Raw genomic sequence first — 19240 nt, forward strand, 5'->3', positions numbered from 1 at the left:
GGTTTGCACACCGAAAAGCCCGTCCGGTGGATGCGAAACTGGCACCGGACGGGCAAATGAAGCAAACGCGCTATGAAGACTCGGTGGTTAATGACCCGATTGGAACGGCTCAGGGCTGGAACGGCTCAGGGCGCTCAGAGCGCATGCCGAAATGATGGAGAATGGCTTCCACGATACGGCGGGAGGCTTCCCCATCTCCGTACGGATTGGCGGCATGAGCCATGGCGTCGTACGCTTCCTGACTCGTCAGCAGCTCTTTGGTCATCGCGTACACTTGCTCCTCATCCGTGCCGGCCAGCTTTAACGTGCCGGCTGCGATTCCTTCCGGGCGCTCGGTGGTATCGCGCAGCACCAGTACTGGAACCCCCAGGGAAGGCGCCTCTTCCTGTACCCCGCCGGAGTCGGTCAGGATCAGGTGAGCACGGCGGGCAAAGTTGTGGAAATCAAAGGCATCCAGCGGCTCAATCAGGTGAATCCGCTCATGTTTCCCCAAAATCTCTTGAGCGACTTCCTGTACGGCCGGATTGAGGTGCACCGGGTAGACGACCGCAATTTCCGGATGCTCACAGGCGATCCGTCTGACGGCACGGAAAATCTGGCGCATCGGCTCTCCCAGATTTTCGCGGCGGTGGGCTGTCATCAGCACCATCTTTTGCCCGCCTACCAGGTCCAGCACCGGGTGCGTATAATCTTCGCGCACGGTGGTCTTAAGCGCATCGATCGCCGTGTTGCCAGTGATGTAGATGCTCTCTTCCCGTTTGCCCTCGCGGCGCAGATTGTCTGCCGAGCCATCCGTCGGCGCGAAATGGAGATCCGCCATGACGCCTGTCAGCTGACGGTTCATCTCCTCCGGGAAAGGCGAGTACTTGTCCCAAGTGCGAAGACCCGCTTCCACGTGGCCGATGGCGACCTGGTTGTAAAACGCTGCGAGGCTGGCGACAAATGTCGTGGTCGTGTCGCCATGCACCAGGACGATGTCCGGCTGGACTTCCTTGATGGCCGCATCCAGGCTTTCCAGCGCCCGGGTCGTCACGCCTACCAGCGTCTGTCTGTCCTTCATAATGTTCAGATCAATGTCCGGTTGAATCTGGAAGATCTCCAGCACCTGGTCCAGCATTTGACGATGCTGCGCTGTGACACAGACAACCGACTCGATTTGCCCTTCGTGCTTGCCCAGCTCGTGCACGAGCGGCGCCATTTTGATCGCCTCCGGGCGCGTCCCGAACACCGTCATCACTTTACATGTTTTCATCGGTTTCCCTCTCCCGCTACTTCGTGCCGTACAGGCGGTCTCCCGCGTCTCCCAAACCTGGCACGATATATCCATGGTCATTCAAATATTCATCGATAGCCGCCACGAAAATGTCCACATCCGGATGCTCGTCCTGCACCATTTTGATGCCTTCCGGCGCTGCGATCAAGCACATGAGCTTCATGTTTTTGGCTCCGCGCTTTTTCAATGCGGCGATCGCCGCTACTGCGGATCCGCCAGTCGCCAGCATCGGATCGATGACGATCAATTCGCGCTCCGCGACATCGGACGGCAGCTTGACGTAGTACTCGATGGGCTGCAACGTCTCAGGGTCGCGATACAGGCCGACATGACCCACCTTCGCCGCCGGGATCAGCTTCAACAGCCCGTCTACCATGCCGAGACCTGCGCGCAGAATCGGAACCAGTCCTACTTTTTTCCCTGCGATCACATTGGACTTGCAGGTAGCCACAGGCGTCTCGATGGTGGTCTCCTCAAGCGGCATGTCACGGGTGATTTCATACCCCATCAGCGTGGCTACTTCGTCCACCAATTCGCGGAATTCCTTGGTCCCCGTGTTCTTGTCACGGATATACGTCACTTTATGCTGAATCAGCGGATGGTCAAACACGTATACACGGCTCATAATCGTTCCTCCGTTTCCCTATCAATGCATCCTTCTCATAATAGCGAAGGAGTGTGCCGCCGTCAATTTGCCCAATCTTCGTTCTTTTCCGCCCCCCAAAAAAACAGACCCGTATGGAATCTGTTCCACAGGGTCTGCCTTTTCTGCCGTTCTACTTCTTAAATTTCCAAGCCTTCGTACATCGGGAAGCGTTGGCACAGAGCCGCAACACGGGTGCGGGCTTCTTCGTGCTTCGCCGCATCTTCCGGATTTTTCAGGGTCAGCGCGATGATCGCCGCTACTTCCTTCATCGCTTCCTCGTCAAAGCCGCGGCTGGTTACCGCAGGGGTACCCATGCGAACACCGCTGGTCACGAACGGGCTTTCGGAATCGTACGGAATCGTGTTCTTGTTGGTCGTGATGTTCACTTCGTCGAGCAAATGCTCCGCCACTTTACCAGTCAAGCCGATTTTGCTTACGTCCACCAGCACCAGGTGGTTGTCGGTGCCGCCGGAAACGAGCGTAAGGCCTTCTGCTTTCAGCGCTTCCGCGAACGCTACTGCATTTTTGACGATGCGGGATGCGTAGTCTTTGAATTCCGGCTGCAGCGCTTCGCCGAAGGCAACAGCCTTCGCTGCGATGACGTGCATCAAAGGACCGCCCTGTACGCCAGGGAATACGGACTTGTCGATCGCTTTTGCAAATTCCTCTTTGCACAGGATCAGACCGCCGCGCGGACCGCGCAAGGTCTTGTGCGTCGTGGAAGTAACGAAGTGCGCGTGAGGCACCGGATTCGGATGCAGGCCTGCAGCTACCAGACCCGCGATGTGCGCCATGTCGACCATGAAGTATGCGCCCACTTCATCCGCAATCTCGCGGAATTTGGCGAAGTCGATGGTGCGCGGATAAGCGCTCGCACCCGCCACGATCAGCTTCGGCTTGTGCTCCAAAGCTTTGGCGCGTACGTCTTCGTAATTGATCAGATGGGACTCTTGATCCACCCCGTACTCGACGAAGTTGTACAGCGTACCGGAGAAGTTTACCGGGCTTCCGTGGGTCAAGTGCCCGCCGTGGGACAGGTTCATCCCGAGCACCGTATCTCCCGGCTGCAGGATGGTGAAGTACACCGCCATGTTGGCTTGAGCACCGGAGTGAGGCTGGACGTTGGCATGCTCTGCACCGAACAGCTCTTTCACGCGGTCGCGGGCGATGTTTTCCGCGATGTCTACGTATTCGCATCCGCCGTAGTAGCGACGGCCCGGGTATCCTTCTGCGTATTTGTTGGTCAGAACGGTTCCCATTGCTTCCATTACCGCACGGCTAACGAAGTTCTCGGACGCGATCAGCTCGATTTTGTCGCGTTGTCTTCCCAGCTCCAGCTGGATGGCTTCCAATACTTGCGGGTCTTGTTTGCGCAAAAAGTCTAGCATGGTTTATTCTCTCCTTCGTGAATATGAGCTTGTCTCACATTCGAATTAGGTACAACTCTCACTCTCTGGGGCCGCTTCGTAAACAGCGCGGACACCGCCGATCAATTTCGGACGGGTGCGAGCCGCAGTCACGTGCGCTTCTCCTACCGTTCGGCAAGAAGGACGCACCGGCACGGCGACATGCTTCAGGTGCATGCCGATCAGCGTATCGCCGATGTCGATGCCGGCGTGGGCCCGAATATGCTCCACCACGACCGCATCCTGCATGTGCGTATAAGCGTGGGCCGCCATGGAACCGCCTGCTGTCGGAACGGGCACAACCGTTACCTCATCCCAGCCGCAACGCTCCATGTCGGCGCGCTCCACCACCAGCGCCCTGTTCAAATGTTCACAACATTGAAAAGCCGCGGAAAAGCCGTACTGCTCCTGGATCTTGCGGATGCCGCGGAAAATGCCGGCTGCCACATCCTTGCTTCCCGCCTTGCCGATATGCTTGCCCAGCACTTCGCTGGTGCTGCAGCCGATGACCAGGATCTGTCCGGGCTTCAGCTCGGCGATGCGGGCGACTTCATCGACGACTTCACTGACCTGTTTTTCAATGGCGAGCAAATCCACTTACTTCACTCCCAAGTGCTTCGCTTCGATCTGTCCGATCTTTTCTACCCGGCGTTCGTGCCGACCGCCTTGAAACTCGGTTTCCAGCCAGATTTTCACAATGTCAAGGGCAAGCCCTGGGCCGATGACGCGCTCGCCCATAGCCAGCACATTGGTGTTGTTGTGCTCGCGGGTTGCTCTCGCCGAAAAGGTGTCATGCACCAGCGCGCAGCGGATTCCCGGCACCTTGTTGGCAGCGATGGACATACCGATCCCTGTCCCGCAGACGAGAATCCCCCGATCGAATTCTCCTGCCGCTACTTTTTCCGCTACCGGCAACGCATAGTCGGGATAATCCACCGAATCCTCGCACGAGCAGCCGAAGTCTTCCGTCTGGATGTTCATCGAAGAGAGCAAGGTCTTGATCTCCTCTTTCAGCTTGTATCCGCCGTGATCAGCAGCAATCGCCACTTTCATCTGTCATCCCTCGCTTGTTCATGGTCTCACTCATTATACATCATAATGCGGCAAGTAAAAAGTGAACATTTCCCTCTTCAACAGAAAAAACGTTCGTACTCTCACAAAAAACAAGGTACCTGGCACTTGCCAGCACCTCATTCTCATCACAATTCACGAAAGCGCTCTTTTTTAAGGAGAACAGACAGCCTGTCCAGCGACTCTTCCAGTTCTTCAGCGCATCTGCGATAGTCCTCCAGCGTCCCGCCAAACGGATCGGCTATATCGCCAAACCCTTCCACACCGACGAAATTACGCAACGTGTGCACCTTGTCAGCTGCTTCCGGAAAATACGCCAGGATGGCATGCCTGTGGCTGGCGGTCATCGTCAAAATCAAGTCCGACCAATCTATGAGCTCCGCATTCAGCCGACTGGACCGATGCTCATGCTCAATCCCGCGCTCCGCCAATACTTCTCTGGCATGCAAGGAAGCCGCCTGCCCATCGAACGCAGCCACGCCTGCCGAACGGACTTCGAAGCCTTCCCCCGCCGTCTTGACGCGGAACAGCGCTTCCGCCATGGGACTGCGGCAAGTGTTCCCCGTGCAAACAAATAAAATCCGTTTCACGCATCTCTCCTCCTTCTGCCTGCGCCTTTGTGCTACAACATAAATTTTAACCCAAAACAGAACAAAATAAGTCCACCTACTAATTCGCTGTAATCCCCCAGCCATCCTCCCACGCTTCTGCCCAGCAGCAAGCCGCAATAAGACATCGCGCCGCCCATGATGCCGAAAAGCGTAATGGCCAACAGTTTGTTCACTTCAATCAAACCGAAAGAAAAGCCCACCGTCAAGGCATCCAGGCTGACGCTGAAAGCAAACAGCAAGAGCCCGAAGCCTTTCGTTTTCAGCATGCTTTTTTGATCGCCGTTGACAAAGCCATTCCACAACATATGCATGCCAATCGCCATGAGGACTCCGCCGCCGATAAAAACGGCGATGTCCCCGACCAAATCGGACAAGTACGCGCCAACAGCAATCCCTACGATGGGCATGCCAATATGAAAAAGTCCGATCGTGATGCTGACTTTGAGAATTTCCCGCAATCGAATGCCTACCATGCCTACACCGATCCCGAGCGAAAAGGCATCCATGCTCAAGGCAAACGCGATCATGAGTAAGGTCAGAAATTGCCCCCACTGAAACAAGACGTGATCCAACTGGCCTCCCCCTCCCCGTCTCTTCAACCTATGCGGACAAGAAGGAGTTTAGACAAGGCAAATTAGACCTTTCGAATCCGGCCGCCGGCTGCTTTCTCCAGCCGATTCATGACCGCCATCCCGAGTCCGTCACGCGGGAAGGTTTCCCCTACGATGAACTGAACACCGGAATCGTCAAAGTCGCGCAGCGCCCCGTACAGCCGATGCGCGACTTCCTGCAAATCGGCCCGCGACCCCACGGATAGAACCACGTCGGCATCCGGGTGAGCGCGCCAGAAATCGGCCGATTCTTCCGTCGCCAGCACCCCGGTTTTGCGTCCGAGCCCTTTTGCTTCGCGCAGCATCTCTTTCATTTCTTCCCGCACCCGGGGGTCTTCCCCCGCTACCAGCCACATTTCTCCCTCTGGGGCATAGTGCGTGTACTTCATGCCAGGAGCTCGCGGCGTCTCCTCGGCTCCTGCCTGAAACGTCGGATCCAGCCTGACCGGACCGATCACTTCCTCCAACTGCTCGCGCGTAATTCCCCCCGGGCGCAGAATCATCGGCGGCTCGACCGTCACATCGATGACGGTGGACTCGACTCCTACACCTGTGGCGCCGCCGTCCACCACACCGGCTATGCGTCCCTCCAGGTCGGCCAGCACGTGTGAGGCTGTCGTGGGGCTCGGCCTTCCGGAGCGGTTGGCGCTGGGCGCGGCAATCGGGACTCCCGCCGCCCCGATCAATGCCAGTGCCACGGGATGATCAGGCATCCGCACACCGACGGAATGCAGCCCGGCAGTCACCAGTGAGGCCACCCGATCGCTATTCGGCAGGATGACGGTCAACGGCCCCGGCCAAAACGCATCCATCAATTGCGCTGCTTTCGCGGGCACTTCCGAGGCTACCGAAGGCAATTGCTCCATTGCCGCTATATGTACGATCAAAGGGTTGTCGCTCGGTCTGCCTTTTGCAGCAAATATTTTTTCCACCGCTTCGTTGGACAATGCGTTGGCACCCAAACCGTAAACAGTCTCTGTGGGAAATGCGACAACCTCGCCATTCTTGAGCAAGCTGGCCGCATCCACAATCTGTGTACAACTCTCCAGTTTCTCCACAGCATTTTCCACATGGTTATCCACAGTCCAAACTTTTGTCACGACTTTTTGTTCCATTTGAAAATATCCTTTCTCCAACACGTTTCGTAACGATAAGTGCCTTTAGTATAGATGTGCGGGGTAAAGTTTTCAACAACCTGTGGGTAACTTGTGAATAACTTTTCCCGTCTTCGTGGAAAAATGCGTTGTTACCATTTTTTAACCCAATCGTACCAGGCTCTTGTAGTAGGATAGGGATATCAACTCCATTTCATTTGTTCCCCAACAGAAAGGATCGTGGCATACCCATGAAATCATTCCAATCTTTGACTTTGAGCCTGGTCGGTACCGCCCTGCTGTTCAGCGCAGCTGCCGCTCCCGCATTCGCCGCTACTGCCCAATCGGCTGCCCCAGCCAAACCGGCCGTTCCTGCCGCAGCGGTCAAACAGGTAGACCACGGCGTCGTCATCGCGCCAAAGGTCATCCAAATGAAAACCGCTGAGTACGAGGCCAATATTTCGATCCCAGTCATCAGCGGCATGGCCGACAAAGCCTTTGAAGCAAAGCTGAATGCGGAGCTGCTTCAGTTTGCCCAGGCAGCGCTCAAGGAGCGGCAAGTCATGAGCAAGCAGGATGCGGCAGACTCCAAAAAGAACGGCTATCCAATGCGTCCCCACGCCCTGGATATTTCCTACAAGGTGCAGTCTGTCGGCAAGCTGGTGGCGTTCTCGGTGCAGACCTATATCTACGCCGGCGGGGCTCATGGCATAACAGACGTGACCTACTACAACATCGCCAACCTGAATACCGCGAAAAGGCTCCAGCTGTCCGATCTGTTCCAGTCGGGCTTCGACTACCGCTATGTCCTGAACAACCTGATCAAGCAGCAAATTCGGACGAACCCGGAGATCGCGGATGTGTACAGCTTCGAGACGATTGCAGACAACCAGTCCTTCTCGTTTGAAAACGGCAATCTCGTCATCCATTTCGGCCAGTATGAAATCGCGCCGTACGCGGCCGGCATGCCGTCCTTCACGATTCCGAAGCACAGCTTTGTGAACCTGCTGAAGCCGGAAGTAAAAGCGCTGCTCCCGTAACACTCTGCTCAACAGCGACAAACGACACCTGGACATCAGTCCGGGTGTCGTTTCTTTTCTGCGTTACGAGAACAGGCTCTCGAGTTTTTCCAACAAATAAAACCTCACTTGGATTTCCGGAGCAGGAGCCGCCGCAGGAGCGATTGGCTCGAGCTGTTGTTCTGGAGCCGTCTGCTCGGAATCCGTCGCAATCACGTCTCTCTCAACTTCGGCTTCGGCTGCCGCTTTGTCACCGACTTGCCTTTCCTCCAGACGCATTTGCCGCCATTCCTGCCACCCTTCCCTCATTCTGCCTTCCGCTGCAGCCGCAGCTTCTTCGGCAGGCTGGGCTTCGCTTTCCAACACGTCAGCCTTCGCTTGCTCCGTGCCGTCTGGCTCGATGATCCCGTTTGTTTGCGCTTGCTCCTGCGTTGCCGCCTGTACCGCATCGCCATTGGACATATCGATAAAGCAGAGCGGAGGAAACAGTACGCACCACCAGTTTTGCCCTTTCGCCTCGCCGATCTGCACCCGCAAGGCCGTGTAATCGCCGGCCGGATACACGTACGAGCCGTACAGCTTGGTCGGAAATGGTACCTGTCCGAAATCGACGACCGCCTTGTAGGAAAATCCGCGATCCCGAATTGTCTGGTCGACTACCTGCTGCATGATAGGCAGGTTGGCAGCCACGACCTTTTCGGCGTCTTCAAACGAGTCGATGTCTTTGGCCCATGTCTCCATTTGCGCGATGAGCGCGTCCCGAACTTCCCGCTTCAGCCATTGATCCTGAAACGAATCGCTGTTTGCGATGATTCGCAGCCGGATCGACTCTTGAGGGATCGGCCCGTTGTCCAACACATTGGCCGAAGTAAGCTGTCCCTCCCAGCTCATCATAAGCATGCATATGCAAAATACCATCCATAGCGTCCGTTTCATCGTTACCGTCTCCCTCTGTACTGTGCTCTTTCTTTCTCGTTTTTCTCTCTCTAGCAACAGTATGGGCAAGACGCTGCGAAATTAAACGCAAGGTTGCGAATTCAGCCGCGAATTTCGAATCTTCGCGCAGGAAGGATGAAAAAAGGCGTGTCGAGCGGGGGCTATTGCCTCATGCCGACCACTACCCGCTCAATTCCCGCCAAATCGGAAATGATGTGTACTTCTTCTATTACACCGGACGCCTTCATCAGCTCCGCTACGTCCCGAGCCTGATGGATACCCACTTCATAGGCTACGAGCCCTCGCGGCTTTAGCACAGTCGGCAGCGCTTCGCACAACCGCCGGTAGCAGTCGAGCCCGTCCGTGCCCCCGTCCAGCGCCAGACGCGGTTCGTGCTCAAGGACCTCTGCGTCGAGCTCGTCCACATCCGTACTGGGAATGTAAGGAGGATTGGATACGAGGATATCCACCTGCTCGCCTGCCGTAAGCAACGGCTGCACCAGATCTCCCTGCAAAAAGCGGATCCGCGCTCCCAGACGTTCTGCGTTTTCTTTGGCGATGGCCGTCGCATCCGGGGACAGATCCACTGTCGTCACGTTCCAGTCTGGACGCTCGCAGGCGAGAGTAATGCAAATGGCCCCGCTGCCCGTGCCGATGTCGGCCACATCCAATTTTTCACCGTCCGGCCAGAGCTTGGAGGCGTGCAGAAGCACCTGCTCCACTAGAATCTCCGTCTCGGGCCGAGGAATGAGTACGCCTGGACGCACGCTGAATGGCCGACCAAAAAACTCCTGGGTGCCAAACATGTACTGCAGCGGTTCATGCCGTGCCCGTCGCTCAAGCAGCCCACTCAATTGTCTGAGAGTCTCGGGAGCCACCTTTTCCATCATGGAGATCAAAAACCGCGTGCGGTCCCAGTCCAGACAATGACGGATGATCAGCTCCGCTTCGAACAGCGGGTCTTTGGCTCCGCTTTCGCGCAAAAAGGAAGAAGCCCGTGTCAGGGCTTCTCGGATCGTCGTGACGCCAGACCAATCAAGCTGTGTGGGCATGGCTTTTCAACAGCTCCGTCTGTTCATGCATAATCAGGTTGTCGATGACTTCGTCCAGTTCGCCTTCGAGAACCGATTCCAAACGATGCAGGGTCAGACCGATACGATGGTCTGTCACACGGCTTTGCGGATAGTTGTAAGTGCGAATGCGCTCGCTTCGGTCTCCGGTACCAACGAGGCTCTTGCGGTTGGCATCGGCTTCGGCGTTTTGCTGCTGCATGTAGTAGTCGTACAGGCGGGCGCGCAGGACGCGCAGCGCTTTGTCTTTGTTGGAGTGCTGGGACTTCTCGTCCTGACAGGATACCATGATGCCTGTCGGGATATGGGTCACGCGAACGGCGGACTTGGTCGTGTTGACGCTCTGTCCGCCCGCACCGCTGGAACAGAATGTATCGATGCGGATGTCTTTCTCATGCACTTCCACTTCGACTTCCTCTGCTTCCGGCAGCACCAGAACAGTCGCCGTCGAGGTATGGATGCGCCCGCCGGACTCGGTAGCCGGGATGCGCTGCACGCGGTGTGCGCCGCTCTCGAACTTCATTTTGCTGTAAGCACCGCGGCCGCTGAGCGAAAAGACGATTTCCTTGTAGCCGCCAAGCTCGGTCGGGCTTGCTTCCAGCACTTCCACTTTGAAGCCCTGGCGTTCGGCGAAGCGCGTGTACATGCGGAACAGAACCGCCGCAAACAAGGCAGCCTCGTCGCCGCCTGCCGCACCGCGCACTTCCACGATGACGTTTTTCTCATCGTTGGGATCCTTCGGCAGCAGCAGGATTTTCAGGCGTTCCTCCAGCTTTTCCTTGCGTGAAGTCAGTTCGCTGATTTCCAGCTTCACCATTTCGCGCATTTCATCGTCCAGCTTCTCTTCCAGCATGGCTTTGGCATCGTCCATCTGGGATACCACTGATTTATATTCACGGTAGGTCGTCACGGTTTCTTCCAGGGAAGACTGTTCCTTGGACAACTCACGCAAGCGTTTTGTATCGCTGATGACGTCGGGGTCACAAAGGAGATTGGTGACTTCTTCAAAACGCTCTTCAACTGCGGATAAGCGTGTAAACATTGTAACTTCACCCCAATCGCAAAAAGTACATCATAACAGATAAATTATAGGAGGAAACCAGAAATAAGTCAAAGCGCATTATTTTACTGGAAAGAGGAAAACAGGCCCGGCAATGCCGAGCCCTTCCTTTGGTCCACATCGCCGACTGCTCTCGCTCTCGGATCAGCTAGCGATGAAACCCTTCATTGGAGGTGACGTGGAAATCGTAGCGCGGGATCTTCTGCGTGAGGACGGCAATTACCTGTTGCTCGATGTTTCTCGCTTCGCTGGCGGTGACGTTGTGCACCAGATCAAGAGTAACATATGCGTTTCCGCCATTCAGTGTGATGCGGGCGCCTTCCACGCCAGGCACCGATTTGGCCATCTCTACCATGTTGTTCAGGTCGGGCTGGTATCCGCGCGTGTTCTGGTGCCCGATGATCAAATTCGGGTTTTGGTTGCGCCCCATCAGCCTGTCGCGATCCGTCGTCGGGGCCGCAGGGCGGTGGAGCGTATCGCCGGTGCGCTCCCCTTTAGCCGGTGTATTATGCTGTTCGTCAAGGGTTTGGGTCCCGTAGCTCTTTTCCTGTGTCAACGTGCGGTTGCATCCGGCAGTGAGCGAGGAAGCAAGGGCAAAGGCACACAGTACCGCTATCATGCCTTTCCCGATTGGCCTGCGTCGCATGAAAAAGCCACCTCCTGTTTTGCCCTTAGTGTGCGCATCGCGCTGTGTGCTCATGCACGGGCAAAAGGGGTGGCTGCAATGGTCCGATCAGTCTTCCGTACGCTCCGGCCCAGCCGGCGGGTGGTAGTAGTGGCGGCGGCACACGCTGCTGTACGTATCGTTACCGGCGATCTCGATCGTCTCCCCGGTGTAGACCGGTTTTCCGTTTTTAAATTTGAGGATATGCGTCGCTTTTTTGTTGCAATAGACGCAAACCGTTTTGATCTCTTCCACCTTGTCCGCCTCGCACAAAAGGGCGGCGCTTCCCGGGAAGAGCTCGTTTTTGAAGTTTTTCAACAGCCCGTAGACAATGACGGGGATGCCGAGCTCGTCCACAATGGCCACCAGCTGCTCGACGTGATGCTTTCCAATGAACTGCGCCTCGTCTACCAGCACGCAATGCGGCTTGACTTCCTCGGCGGCCACGATTGCCAGGATGTCCGTCTCGTCTGAGATCGGAATGGCTTCGCGGCTGATGCCTACACGGGAAGCCACTTTCCCCACGCCAAACCGGTCGTCGACTGCCGGCGTGAATACCATCACTTTCTTGCCGGACTGCTCGTAGTTATGCGCGACCGTCAAAAGCTGGATCGATTTGGAAGCGTTCATTGCCCCATAGCGAAAGTAAAGTTGTGCCACGTCCCTGTCTCCCTTACCAAAAGTGATCCCTCTGTCTTTTCTCCCAAGAAAAACAAAACCAGGCAGATCGCTCTACCTGGTTGCTCCAATCCTCTCCGATTAGGAAAGATTGTATTTGCGTTTGAAACGGTCTACACGGCCGCCAGCATCTACGAATTTTTGTTTACCGGTGAAGAAAGGATGGCAGTTGGAGCAGATCTCCACGCGCAGCGCTTGCTTTACAGAACCGGATTCAAATTCGTTACCGCATGCACATGTTACCTTCACAGTGTTGTACTGTGGATGAATACCTTGTTTCATCTCAAAATGCACCTCTTTCCGCCCTGAATCGTTTGCCGAGACAGAGTTATATAAACACATAAAAAAATAGTAGCACGATGCCCGTTCAAATGCAACAGACTCTTCACGCCATGTTTTTCCTGCGGCGCAGTTGCTCCGGCGGGATGTGGGTAAATGACCCGATCACCACGTCAGGCAGCTCCTCCTGATAGATCTCGATTGCCTGCTTCATGCCGAACACTTCGCCCTTGGCCGGCGGAATCATCGACAGATAGCTTTCCGGATCGATGTTCAGATTGCGCAGCTGAATCAGTTTGATTCCGGTGCGGCGAATGAAGTTTATCATCGCTTCCATCTCTTCCTCGCGGTCAAAAACACCGGGGAAGCACAAGTAGTTGATGGAGGTGTAGACCCCTTTGGAAGCGGCATACTCGGCCGATCGCGCCACGTTTTCCAGCGTGTAGTGACGAGGGCGGTAGTACGCGTTGTAATGCTCGTCGATCGCGCTGATGATGCTGACCCGCATCAGGTCGAGACCCGCGTCCACGATGCCTTTGATATGATCGGTCAGACCGGCATTCGTATTGATGTTGATGAAGCCCATATCGGTCTGCTCGCGCACGCGGCGCATCGCCGGAATGATGATGGACGCCATCGTGGACGGCTCGCCTTCACAGCCTTGACCAAAGCTGATGATGCTCTCCGGTGTCTGCAAGTGGTGCAGCATGACCTCCACCAGCTCGTCCTCCGTCGGCTTGAAGTTCATTCGCGTCTGCGGCGATGGGAAGCCGCTGTCCTCTGGCTGCTCGGAAATACAGCCGTAGCAGCCGGCGTTGCACGTATACGATACCGGCAAGCTGCCTTCCCAGCGGTGGAAGAAGTTGTTTGAGGCCGTCAGACATTCATACTCCAGCGCACAGTGGGACAAATGGTTCAGGATGCGGTTTTGCGGAAACTGCTCCAGCGTTTTTTCGACGCGCTGGCGCAGCTCGTCCATCGGAAAGTTGAGCGGATCCCACTTGTAGATGTCGTCGCTCGCCCGGCCGGCTACCCAAAACGCTCCGTCCTTCCACACCACTGCGGAATAGCCGAAGAGCGGCAGCTTGCTCTCCTTGTTCGTCTTCACATACCCTGGAAGCAAGAGCCTCGTGATCCCTTGGGGAACCAGCGCTCCCACCGCCGTGCAGCCGTCCAGCTTGACCATTTCGCCCGTATCCGGGTCCATGCCAATCGGTACGGTATCCGGCAGGCTGACCAGAGTCGCCCCCTCCGGCAGTGGTATCAGCTCTTCCTCCAGGATTTCCGTCAATATATCTCCGTTGCGCGCCACCGACAAGAGGCCTGGGTGGTCGTACACGTTGCCTTTTTCATCTGCGTACACTAAATACATGGGAAAAACTCCTCGCTTCTTTGCTGTGCCCATTGTATCGCATCGAAAAAGCAAAGTAAATTGCGCAAGGTTACTTGCCCAAATAAGGAAGCGGGTTGATCGGCACGTCGTCCTGCCTTACCTCAAAGTGCAGGTGGTACCCGGTAGAATCGCCGGTATGTCCCATGTATCCCAGTACATCGCCCGCGTTGACCGATTGGCCGGGAGCCACGATGATGCTGCGCATGTGGGCGTAGAAGGTTTGCAGGCCATCTCCGTGATCCAGCACGACCATCCGTCCGTACCCCGATCGGTTGGCCCCTGCTTCGACGACAACCCCGCCTTTTGCGGCGTAGATCGGCGCTTTTGCTTCTTCCTCGTTCCACAGGTCCACCCCTTTGTGGGCCTTCCCCCAGCGTACCCCGAATCCGCTTGTGATAGTGGCGCCTTTCACCGGCCACTCCATTCGTTCCCGTATTCTTCCTATGACTTGCCTGCTTGCCGCCTGGGACGTGTTTCTTCTTAGTTGCAAATCTTCCGCCTGCAGGGTCTTTTCCGCCACAATCGGAACGTAAACGACTTGTCCCACATACAGGTTGTCCGACAGCCATTTCAAGAGCGGATTGCGGTCCACCAAGAGCTCCCGGCTGACACCGTACCGCTTTGTTATGTACCCCAGCGTTTCCCCGCGTTTGACGACATGCTTCACCTCGTCACGGCTGATGATCAGCTTCATCCCGACGGCGACAAAGTGGGGGTTGTTGATTTTGTTCATTTCCACCAGCTTTCGGAGTGTAAGGCCGTACCGATTGGCAATGCCCGATAGCGTATCCCCCTGATTTACGGCATACACCATGACATTGTCTTTTTTCGGCGCATCCGATTTAGCCAGGCCCGCATACGGATTGAACGCCTGAAACAGCGTCTGTTCCACCACGGTCCGTTTGGCATCCGCCACACTCTCGATGTGAGCAGGCATTTGCGCGTAGTCCACAGAGCACTCCTCCTTCGCTCGAATTCTATTCCATACGGTATGCCAAAATGGCAAAAAAAATGACGGTGAGTCATGATGAACTCACCGTCGTATTGGCTTTGCCGCGTCCTTGCTTGGATTCCAGCGTTTGCAAAAACTCTTCGTTCGTCTTGGTATCCGCCAGCTTTTTGATGAACGAATCCACAAACTCGTTGGTCTCGTTCATGTTTTTGCGGATCATCCACAACTTGTCCAGCTCTTCCTTCGTCAGCAGCAGCTCCTCGCGCCGCGTCCCGGAACGGCGAATGTCGATAGCCGGGAAGATCCGGCGCTCCGCCAGCTTCCGATCCAGATGGAGCTCCATGTTGCCCGTTCCCTTGAACTCTTCGTAGATCACATCGTCCATCCGCGAGCCCGTCTCTACCAACGCAGTCGCCAGAATGGTCAGGCTGCCGCCCTCTTCGATGTTCCGCGCCGAACCAAAGAAACGCTTGGGACGATGGAAAGCCGCAGGATCGATACCGCCGGACAACGTGCGGCCGCTCGGCGGAATCACCAGGTTGTACGCCCTCGCCAGGCGCGTGATGGAATCGAGCAGGATGACCACGTCTTTCTTGTGTTCGACCAGACGCTTGGCACGCTCCAATACCAGCTCCGCTACCTTGATATGGTTTTCCGGCAGCTCGTCAAAAGTGGAGGCGACAACTTCGCCTTTTACGGAACGCTGCATGTCGGTCACTTCTTCAGGCCGCTCGTCGATGAGCAGCACAAACAAGTGAATGTCCGGCCGGCTCTCCGTGATGCTGTTGGCGATTTCTTTCAGCAGCATGGTTTTCCCGGCCTTCGGAGGGGCCACAATCAATCCACGCTGGCCAAGTCCAACAGGGGCGAGAAGGTCCATCAGGCGGGTGGATACGCGCTCGGGAGCGGTTTCCAGTACGAGCTTGGTTTGAGGATACAGCGGCGTCAAAGCGGGGAAATGCAGGCGCTCTGCAGCTGTTTCGGGGTCTTCTCCATTTACAGCCTCTACTTGCAGGAGACCGAAATAACGCTCGTTCTCCTTCGGCGGTCTTGCCTTACCCGATACTACGTCTCCCATCCGCAGATCGAAACGGCGGATCTGCGATTGGGAGATGTAAATATCCTCGGAGCTAGGGAGATAGTTGATCGGACGCAGGAAACCGTACCCTTCCGGCAAAATTTCCAATACGCCCTCCATAAACATGAGACCGTCTCTCTCCGCCCTGGCGCGCAGAATTGCGAAGATCAATTCCTTCTTTTTCAACTGTGAATAGTACGGAATGTGGTATTCTTTCGCCAGCTTGTAGAGATCGGTCAATTTCTTTTCTTCCAGTTCGGAAAGTAACATACATCCACCACTCTTTATTTACTCTTCTTGCGTCTCGTCTGATCGATGCCTAGCAGAACCGAGTCCATAGGCGATGCCAGAGCAGCAGTTGTTCGTTGCACCTGATACGAATATGATTCCCTTACAATGCCGGTTTGCGTTCCAACCGATGGTTCCCTTCGATGAAACGCACTGTTCCGGTCTTCGCACGCATGACCACCGAATGGGTCGTTGCGCGAGTTCCTTGGAAACGCACGCCTTTCAGCAGCTCTCCATCCGTCACGCCGGTTGCCGCAAAAATGGCGTCGTCGCCCTTGACCAAATCATCCATGAACAGCACCTGCTGCGGGTTGGTCAGGCCCATCTTGATGCAGCGTTCGATCTCTTCCTGGCTTTGCGGCAGCAGTCTACCCTGGATTTCTCCCCCCAGGCATTTCAAAGCCACAGCCGCAAGCACCCCTTCAGGCGCTCCTCCAGACCCGAACATGATGTCGACCCCGGTATCCGGAAAAGCGGTGTTGATGGCGGCCGCCACGTCCCCGTCGGAAATAAGACGGATGCGTGCTCCCGCTTCGCGGATTTCCTGGATCACTTTTTGGTGACGGTCCCGATCCAGTACGATCGCGACCAGATCGCTGATGTCTTTTCCTTGCGCCTGCGCTACCGCCTTCAGGTTGTCGCGTACAGGCGCGTTGATATCGATCTTGCCAACGGCTTTTGGGCCCACTGCTATTTTCTCCATGTACATGTCAGGCGCATGCAGCAGGTTTCCTCGGTCGGCGATGGCAATGACGGAGATGGCACCCCAGGTCCCTTTGGCGAGGATGTTCGTCCCCTCCAGCGGATCGACCGCCACATCGACGGCAGGAGCTACTCCCTGGCCCAGACGCTCGCCGATGTACAGCATGGGCGCCTCGTCCATTTCGCCTTCCCCGATCACGACAATTCCGTCCATCGGCACTTTTTCGAACTCTTTTCTCATTGCGGTAGTCGCCGCATCGTCAGCCTCATCTTTTTTGCCGAGACCCATCCAACTGGCGGAAGCCAATGCGGCCGCCTCGGTCACTCGTACCAGTTCAAGTGTTAAACTGCGTTCCATTCTGGAAGACTCCTCTCCTGGTAATTCCTTACCGTTGATGATTTTCCGAGCGATGCAAGCCTACCCGTTGTACATCGGCTCCTAGCATTTGCAGCTTGCCCACCAAATTTTCATAACCCCGATCAATATGCTCCAGCCCTTCCAGCTCGGTCGTCCCATTGGTGACCAATCCGGCGATGAACAGCGCGGCTCCGGCGCGAAGATCGGATGCGACTACCTTGGCTCCGTTCAGGCTGCTGCCTCCCTCGATCACGGCAGACCTGCCTTCTACCTTCAATGTCGCGCCCATGCGCCGCAGCTCGTCGATATGGCGAAAGCGCGAACTGTAAATATTGTCCGTCACAATGCTCGAGCCCTTCGCCAAAGTGAGCAGGGTCGTAAACGGCTGCTGCAGGTCCGTTGGGAATCCGGGATAAGGACTCGTCTTCACATCGATGGGGCGATAGACTTCCTGGCCGATGACCTGAATGCTATCGTCCATCTCCACGACTTGCACGCCGATCTCGCGAAGCTTCGCCGTCACCGACTCCAGATGCTTGGGGATGACGTTTTCGACCAGGACGTTGCCGTTCGTCGCCGCTGCTGCGATCATGTACGTCCCTGCCTCGATGCGGTCGGGAATGATCGTATGACGGCAGCCGCGCAGGCGCTCCACGCCCTGGATGCGAATCATGTCAGTGCCCGCACCTTTGATGTTCGCGCCCATATTGTTCAGCAAGGTAGCCACGTCGACGATCTCCGGCTCACGGGCAGCGTTTTCAATAACGGTCACGCCTTCCGCCTTGGCAGCGGCGAGCATGATATTGATCGTAGCCCCGACGCTGACGAGATCGAGGTAAATGCGTGCTCCTTGCAAGCGGCCGTTTTTGGCTTTGATCGTCATGACCCCGTTTTTGTTTTCCACCTGGGCGCCCATCGCCTCAAAGCCTTTGATATGCAAATCTACAGGACGCGGGCCGAGATCGCAGCCGCCCGGCAAACCCACTTGCGCTTCTCCGAATTTGGCCAGCAGCGCTCCCCAGAGATAGTAGGAAGCCCTCAGCTTTTTAATCCGTCCGTTGGGCATGAGCATCAGCTGCATCGCCCGTCCGTCGACTTCCATCCAGTCGTCTTCAAAGAGCACGTCGGCCCCCATTTCTTGCAGAAGCTGGCAGTAAATGTCTACATCCTGAATACGGGGCAAGTTCTCGATGACGACTGGCCCATCTGCCAATAGCGCGGCAGGAATCAAGGCAACAGCGCTGTTTTTCGCTCCACTGATGGTGACCGTCCCCGCGAGCGGTTTCCCACCATTGATGATCAACTTATCCATGCTCTGCTCTCCTCAGGCGTAATCGGGAAAGAAGCACCTTCCCCGGTGGAAAAGGTGCTTGAATCAAATCGGCACGTTTCTTATTTTTGCATGCTTGCCCAGTCAGCGAGGAACTTCTCCAGGCCGCTTTCCGTGAGCGGATGGGCAATCAGCTGTTTGAACACTTTGGCTGGAATGGTCGCGAAATGCGCTCCGCGTTTCGCCGCTTCCGTCACGTGAACAGGGTGGCGAACCGAGGCAGCGATGATCTCCGTCTCAATCCCGTGGACAGAATAAATTTCCGCAATGTCATCGATCAACTGCATGCCGTCCTGTCCGATGTCGTCCAGACGACCCAGGAACGGAGATACGAAGCTCGCTCCTGCGCGGGCGGCCAACAGCGCCTGGTTCGCGGAAAATACCAGGGTGACGTTGGTTTTGATCTTCTTTTTCGCGAAGTGCTTGGCGGCTTTCAAGCCTTCAGCGGTCATCGGAATCTTCACGACGATGTTTTTGGACAGCGAAGCCAGCTTCTCGCCTTCTTCAATCATGCCCTTCGCGTCGGTGCTGATGACTTCCGCGCTGATCGGACCATCCACGATGTCGATGATCTCTTTCAATGTCTCGATGAAATCCCGGCCTTCCTTGGCTACCAGGGAAGGGTTCGTGGTCACGCCCGCAAGCACACCCCACTCGTGGATTTCACGAATTTCGTCGACGTTTGCTGTATCTATCAGAAAACGCATGGGAATCCTCCTTG

At 56.0% G+C, this 19240-nt stretch carries 21 protein-coding genes; 1 reads left to right on the forward strand and 20 read right to left on the reverse strand.

From position 1 onward, the window contains the following. Positions 1-109: 109 nt before the first annotated feature. The 8 genes from wecB to RGB73_RS28450 form a co-directional block, all read right to left on the reverse strand. Complete coding sequence (gene wecB, locus RGB73_RS28415) at positions 110-1252, reverse strand: non-hydrolyzing UDP-N-acetylglucosamine 2-epimerase (protein WP_310766775.1); 1143 nt, start codon at positions 1250-1252, stop codon at positions 110-112. A gap of 16 nt (positions 1253-1268) precedes the next feature. Then, on the reverse strand, positions 1269-1898 hold the full coding sequence (upp, locus tag RGB73_RS28420; protein ID WP_055745698.1) for a uracil phosphoribosyltransferase: 630 nt from the start codon (positions 1896-1898) through the stop codon (positions 1269-1271). Positions 1899-2056: 158 nt separating this feature from the next. Next, positions 2057-3307 (reverse strand): serine hydroxymethyltransferase, encoded by a 1251-nt coding sequence (locus RGB73_RS28425; protein WP_310766781.1) that lies wholly within the window; start codon positions 3305-3307, stop codon positions 2057-2059. 45 nt (positions 3308-3352) lie between these two features. Further along, positions 3353-3922 (reverse strand): TIGR01440 family protein, encoded by a 570-nt coding sequence (locus tag RGB73_RS28430; RefSeq protein ID WP_310766784.1) that lies wholly within the window; start codon positions 3920-3922, stop codon positions 3353-3355. After that, the gene (rpiB, locus tag RGB73_RS28435) at positions 3923-4378 is read right to left on the reverse strand and encodes a ribose 5-phosphate isomerase B (protein WP_310766787.1); all 456 of its coding nucleotides are present in this window, start codon (positions 4376-4378) and stop codon (positions 3923-3925) included. A 146-nt stretch (positions 4379-4524) separates the two neighbouring features. Next, positions 4525-4986 carry a low molecular weight protein arginine phosphatase gene (locus RGB73_RS28440; protein ID WP_310766790.1) on the reverse strand — a complete coding sequence of 154 codons (462 nt, stop codon included), beginning with the start codon at positions 4984-4986 and terminating at the stop codon, positions 4525-4527. Between the two features lie 32 nt (positions 4987-5018). After that, complete coding sequence (locus RGB73_RS28445; RefSeq protein WP_310766794.1) at positions 5019-5579, reverse strand: manganese efflux pump MntP; 561 nt, start codon at positions 5577-5579, stop codon at positions 5019-5021. Between the two features lie 62 nt (positions 5580-5641). Beyond that, positions 5642-6733, reverse strand: coding sequence for an L-threonylcarbamoyladenylate synthase (locus RGB73_RS28450; RefSeq protein ID WP_310766797.1), 1092 nt, complete (start codon positions 6731-6733; stop codon positions 5642-5644). A gap of 230 nt (positions 6734-6963) precedes the next feature. On the opposite strand from RGB73_RS28450, the gene RGB73_RS28455 reads away from it, so the two are divergent. Continuing rightward, the gene (locus tag RGB73_RS28455; RefSeq protein ID WP_310766799.1) at positions 6964-7752 is read left to right on the forward strand and encodes a DUF3298 and DUF4163 domain-containing protein; all 789 of its coding nucleotides are present in this window, start codon (positions 6964-6966) and stop codon (positions 7750-7752) included. Positions 7753-7815: 63 nt separating this feature from the next. Here the strand turns inward: RGB73_RS28455 and spoIIR are convergent, their stop codons facing one another. The 12 genes from spoIIR to fsa form a co-directional block, all read right to left on the reverse strand. Next, a complete protein-coding gene (spoIIR, locus tag RGB73_RS28460) occupies positions 7816-8667 on the reverse strand; it encodes a stage II sporulation protein R (protein WP_310766802.1) in 852 nt (283 codons plus the stop codon). Between the two features lie 161 nt (positions 8668-8828). Continuing rightward, entirely contained in the window at positions 8829-9719 is an 891-nt protein-coding gene (gene prmC, locus RGB73_RS28465) for a peptide chain release factor N(5)-glutamine methyltransferase (protein WP_310766804.1), read from the reverse strand. Then, entirely contained in the window at positions 9703-10779 is a 1077-nt protein-coding gene (gene prfA, locus RGB73_RS28470; protein WP_310766807.1) for a peptide chain release factor 1, read from the reverse strand. The genes prmC and prfA overlap by 17 nt, the downstream gene beginning before the upstream one ends. A 166-nt stretch (positions 10780-10945) precedes the next feature. Beyond that, positions 10946-11443, reverse strand: coding sequence for a sporulation protein (locus RGB73_RS28475; protein WP_310766810.1), 498 nt, complete (start codon positions 11441-11443; stop codon positions 10946-10948). Between the two features lie 87 nt (positions 11444-11530). After that, positions 11531-12121 (reverse strand): thymidine kinase, encoded by a 591-nt coding sequence (locus RGB73_RS28480; RefSeq protein WP_310766813.1) that lies wholly within the window; start codon positions 12119-12121, stop codon positions 11531-11533. Positions 12122-12220: 99 nt separating this feature from the next. Further along, positions 12221-12421, reverse strand: a complete 201-nt coding sequence (rpmE, locus tag RGB73_RS28485; protein WP_310766816.1) for a 50S ribosomal protein L31 — start codon at positions 12419-12421, stop codon at positions 12221-12223. Positions 12422-12524: 103 nt separating this feature from the next. Beyond that, positions 12525-13790, reverse strand: a complete 1266-nt coding sequence (locus tag RGB73_RS28490) for a radical SAM family protein (RefSeq protein WP_310766819.1) — start codon at positions 13788-13790, stop codon at positions 12525-12527. 70 nt (positions 13791-13860) lie between these two features. Beyond that, positions 13861-14763, reverse strand: coding sequence for a peptidoglycan DD-metalloendopeptidase family protein (locus RGB73_RS28495; RefSeq protein ID WP_310766822.1), 903 nt, complete (start codon positions 14761-14763; stop codon positions 13861-13863). 70 nt (positions 14764-14833) lie between these two features. Beyond that, a complete protein-coding gene (gene rho / locus RGB73_RS28500) occupies positions 14834-16111 on the reverse strand; it encodes a transcription termination factor Rho (protein WP_310766824.1) in 1278 nt (425 codons plus the stop codon). Positions 16112-16232: 121 nt separating this feature from the next. Then, positions 16233-17189 (reverse strand): class II fructose-bisphosphatase, encoded by a 957-nt coding sequence (gene glpX, locus RGB73_RS28505; protein ID WP_310766827.1) that lies wholly within the window; start codon positions 17187-17189, stop codon positions 16233-16235. Positions 17190-17217: 28 nt separating this feature from the next. Continuing rightward, positions 17218-18501 (reverse strand): UDP-N-acetylglucosamine 1-carboxyvinyltransferase, encoded by a 1284-nt coding sequence (locus RGB73_RS28510; protein WP_310766829.1) that lies wholly within the window; start codon positions 18499-18501, stop codon positions 17218-17220. Positions 18502-18581: 80 nt separating this feature from the next. Next, on the reverse strand, positions 18582-19226 hold the full coding sequence (gene fsa / locus RGB73_RS28515) for a fructose-6-phosphate aldolase (RefSeq protein ID WP_310766832.1): 645 nt from the start codon (positions 19224-19226) through the stop codon (positions 18582-18584). Positions 19227-19240: the final 14 nt, after the last annotated feature.

Origin of the sequence: Brevibacillus brevis (assembly GCF_031583145.1) — a bacterium.
Taxonomy (GTDB): domain Bacteria; phylum Bacillota; class Bacilli; order Brevibacillales; family Brevibacillaceae; genus Brevibacillus; species Brevibacillus brevis_E.

Coding starts and splice junctions, on each gene's coding strand:
- wecB (WP_310766775.1), bottom strand. CDS start 1,252: ATGAAAACATGTAAAGTGATGACGGTGTTCGGGACGCGCCCGGAGGCG.
- prmC (WP_310766804.1), bottom strand. CDS start 9,719: ATGCCCACACAGCTTGATTGGTCTGGCGTCACGACGATCCGAGAAGCC.
- upp (WP_055745698.1), bottom strand. CDS start 1,898: ATGAGCCGTGTATACGTGTTTGACCATCCGCTGATTCAGCATAAAGTG.
- RGB73_RS28455 (WP_310766799.1), top strand. CDS start 6,964: ATGAAATCATTCCAATCTTTGACTTTGAGCCTGGTCGGTACCGCCCTG.
- RGB73_RS28475 (WP_310766810.1), bottom strand. CDS start 11,443: ATGCGACGCAGGCCAATCGGGAAAGGCATGATAGCGGTACTGTGTGCC.
- glpX (WP_310766827.1), bottom strand. CDS start 17,189: ATGGAACGCAGTTTAACACTTGAACTGGTACGAGTGACCGAGGCGGCC.
- RGB73_RS28490 (WP_310766819.1), bottom strand. CDS start 13,790: ATGTATTTAGTGTACGCAGATGAAAAAGGCAACGTGTACGACCACCCA.
- RGB73_RS28425 (WP_310766781.1), bottom strand. CDS start 3,307: ATGCTAGACTTTTTGCGCAAACAAGACCCGCAAGTATTGGAAGCCATC.
- fsa (WP_310766832.1), bottom strand. CDS start 19,226: ATGCGTTTTCTGATAGATACAGCAAACGTCGACGAAATTCGTGAAATC.
- RGB73_RS28450 (WP_310766797.1), bottom strand. CDS start 6,733: ATGGAACAAAAAGTCGTGACAAAAGTTTGGACTGTGGATAACCATGTG.
- rpmE (WP_310766816.1), bottom strand. CDS start 12,421: ATGAAACAAGGTATTCATCCACAGTACAACACTGTGAAGGTAACATGT.
- spoIIR (WP_310766802.1), bottom strand. CDS start 8,667: ATGAAACGGACGCTATGGATGGTATTTTGCATATGCATGCTTATGATG.
- prfA (WP_310766807.1), bottom strand. CDS start 10,779: ATGTTTACACGCTTATCCGCAGTTGAAGAGCGTTTTGAAGAAGTCACC.
- rho (WP_310766824.1), bottom strand. CDS start 16,111: ATGTTACTTTCCGAACTGGAAGAAAAGAAATTGACCGATCTCTACAAG.
- RGB73_RS28510 (WP_310766829.1), bottom strand. CDS start 18,501: ATGGATAAGTTGATCATCAATGGTGGGAAACCGCTCGCGGGGACGGTC.
- rpiB (WP_310766787.1), bottom strand. CDS start 4,378: ATGAAAGTGGCGATTGCTGCTGATCACGGCGGATACAAGCTGAAAGAG.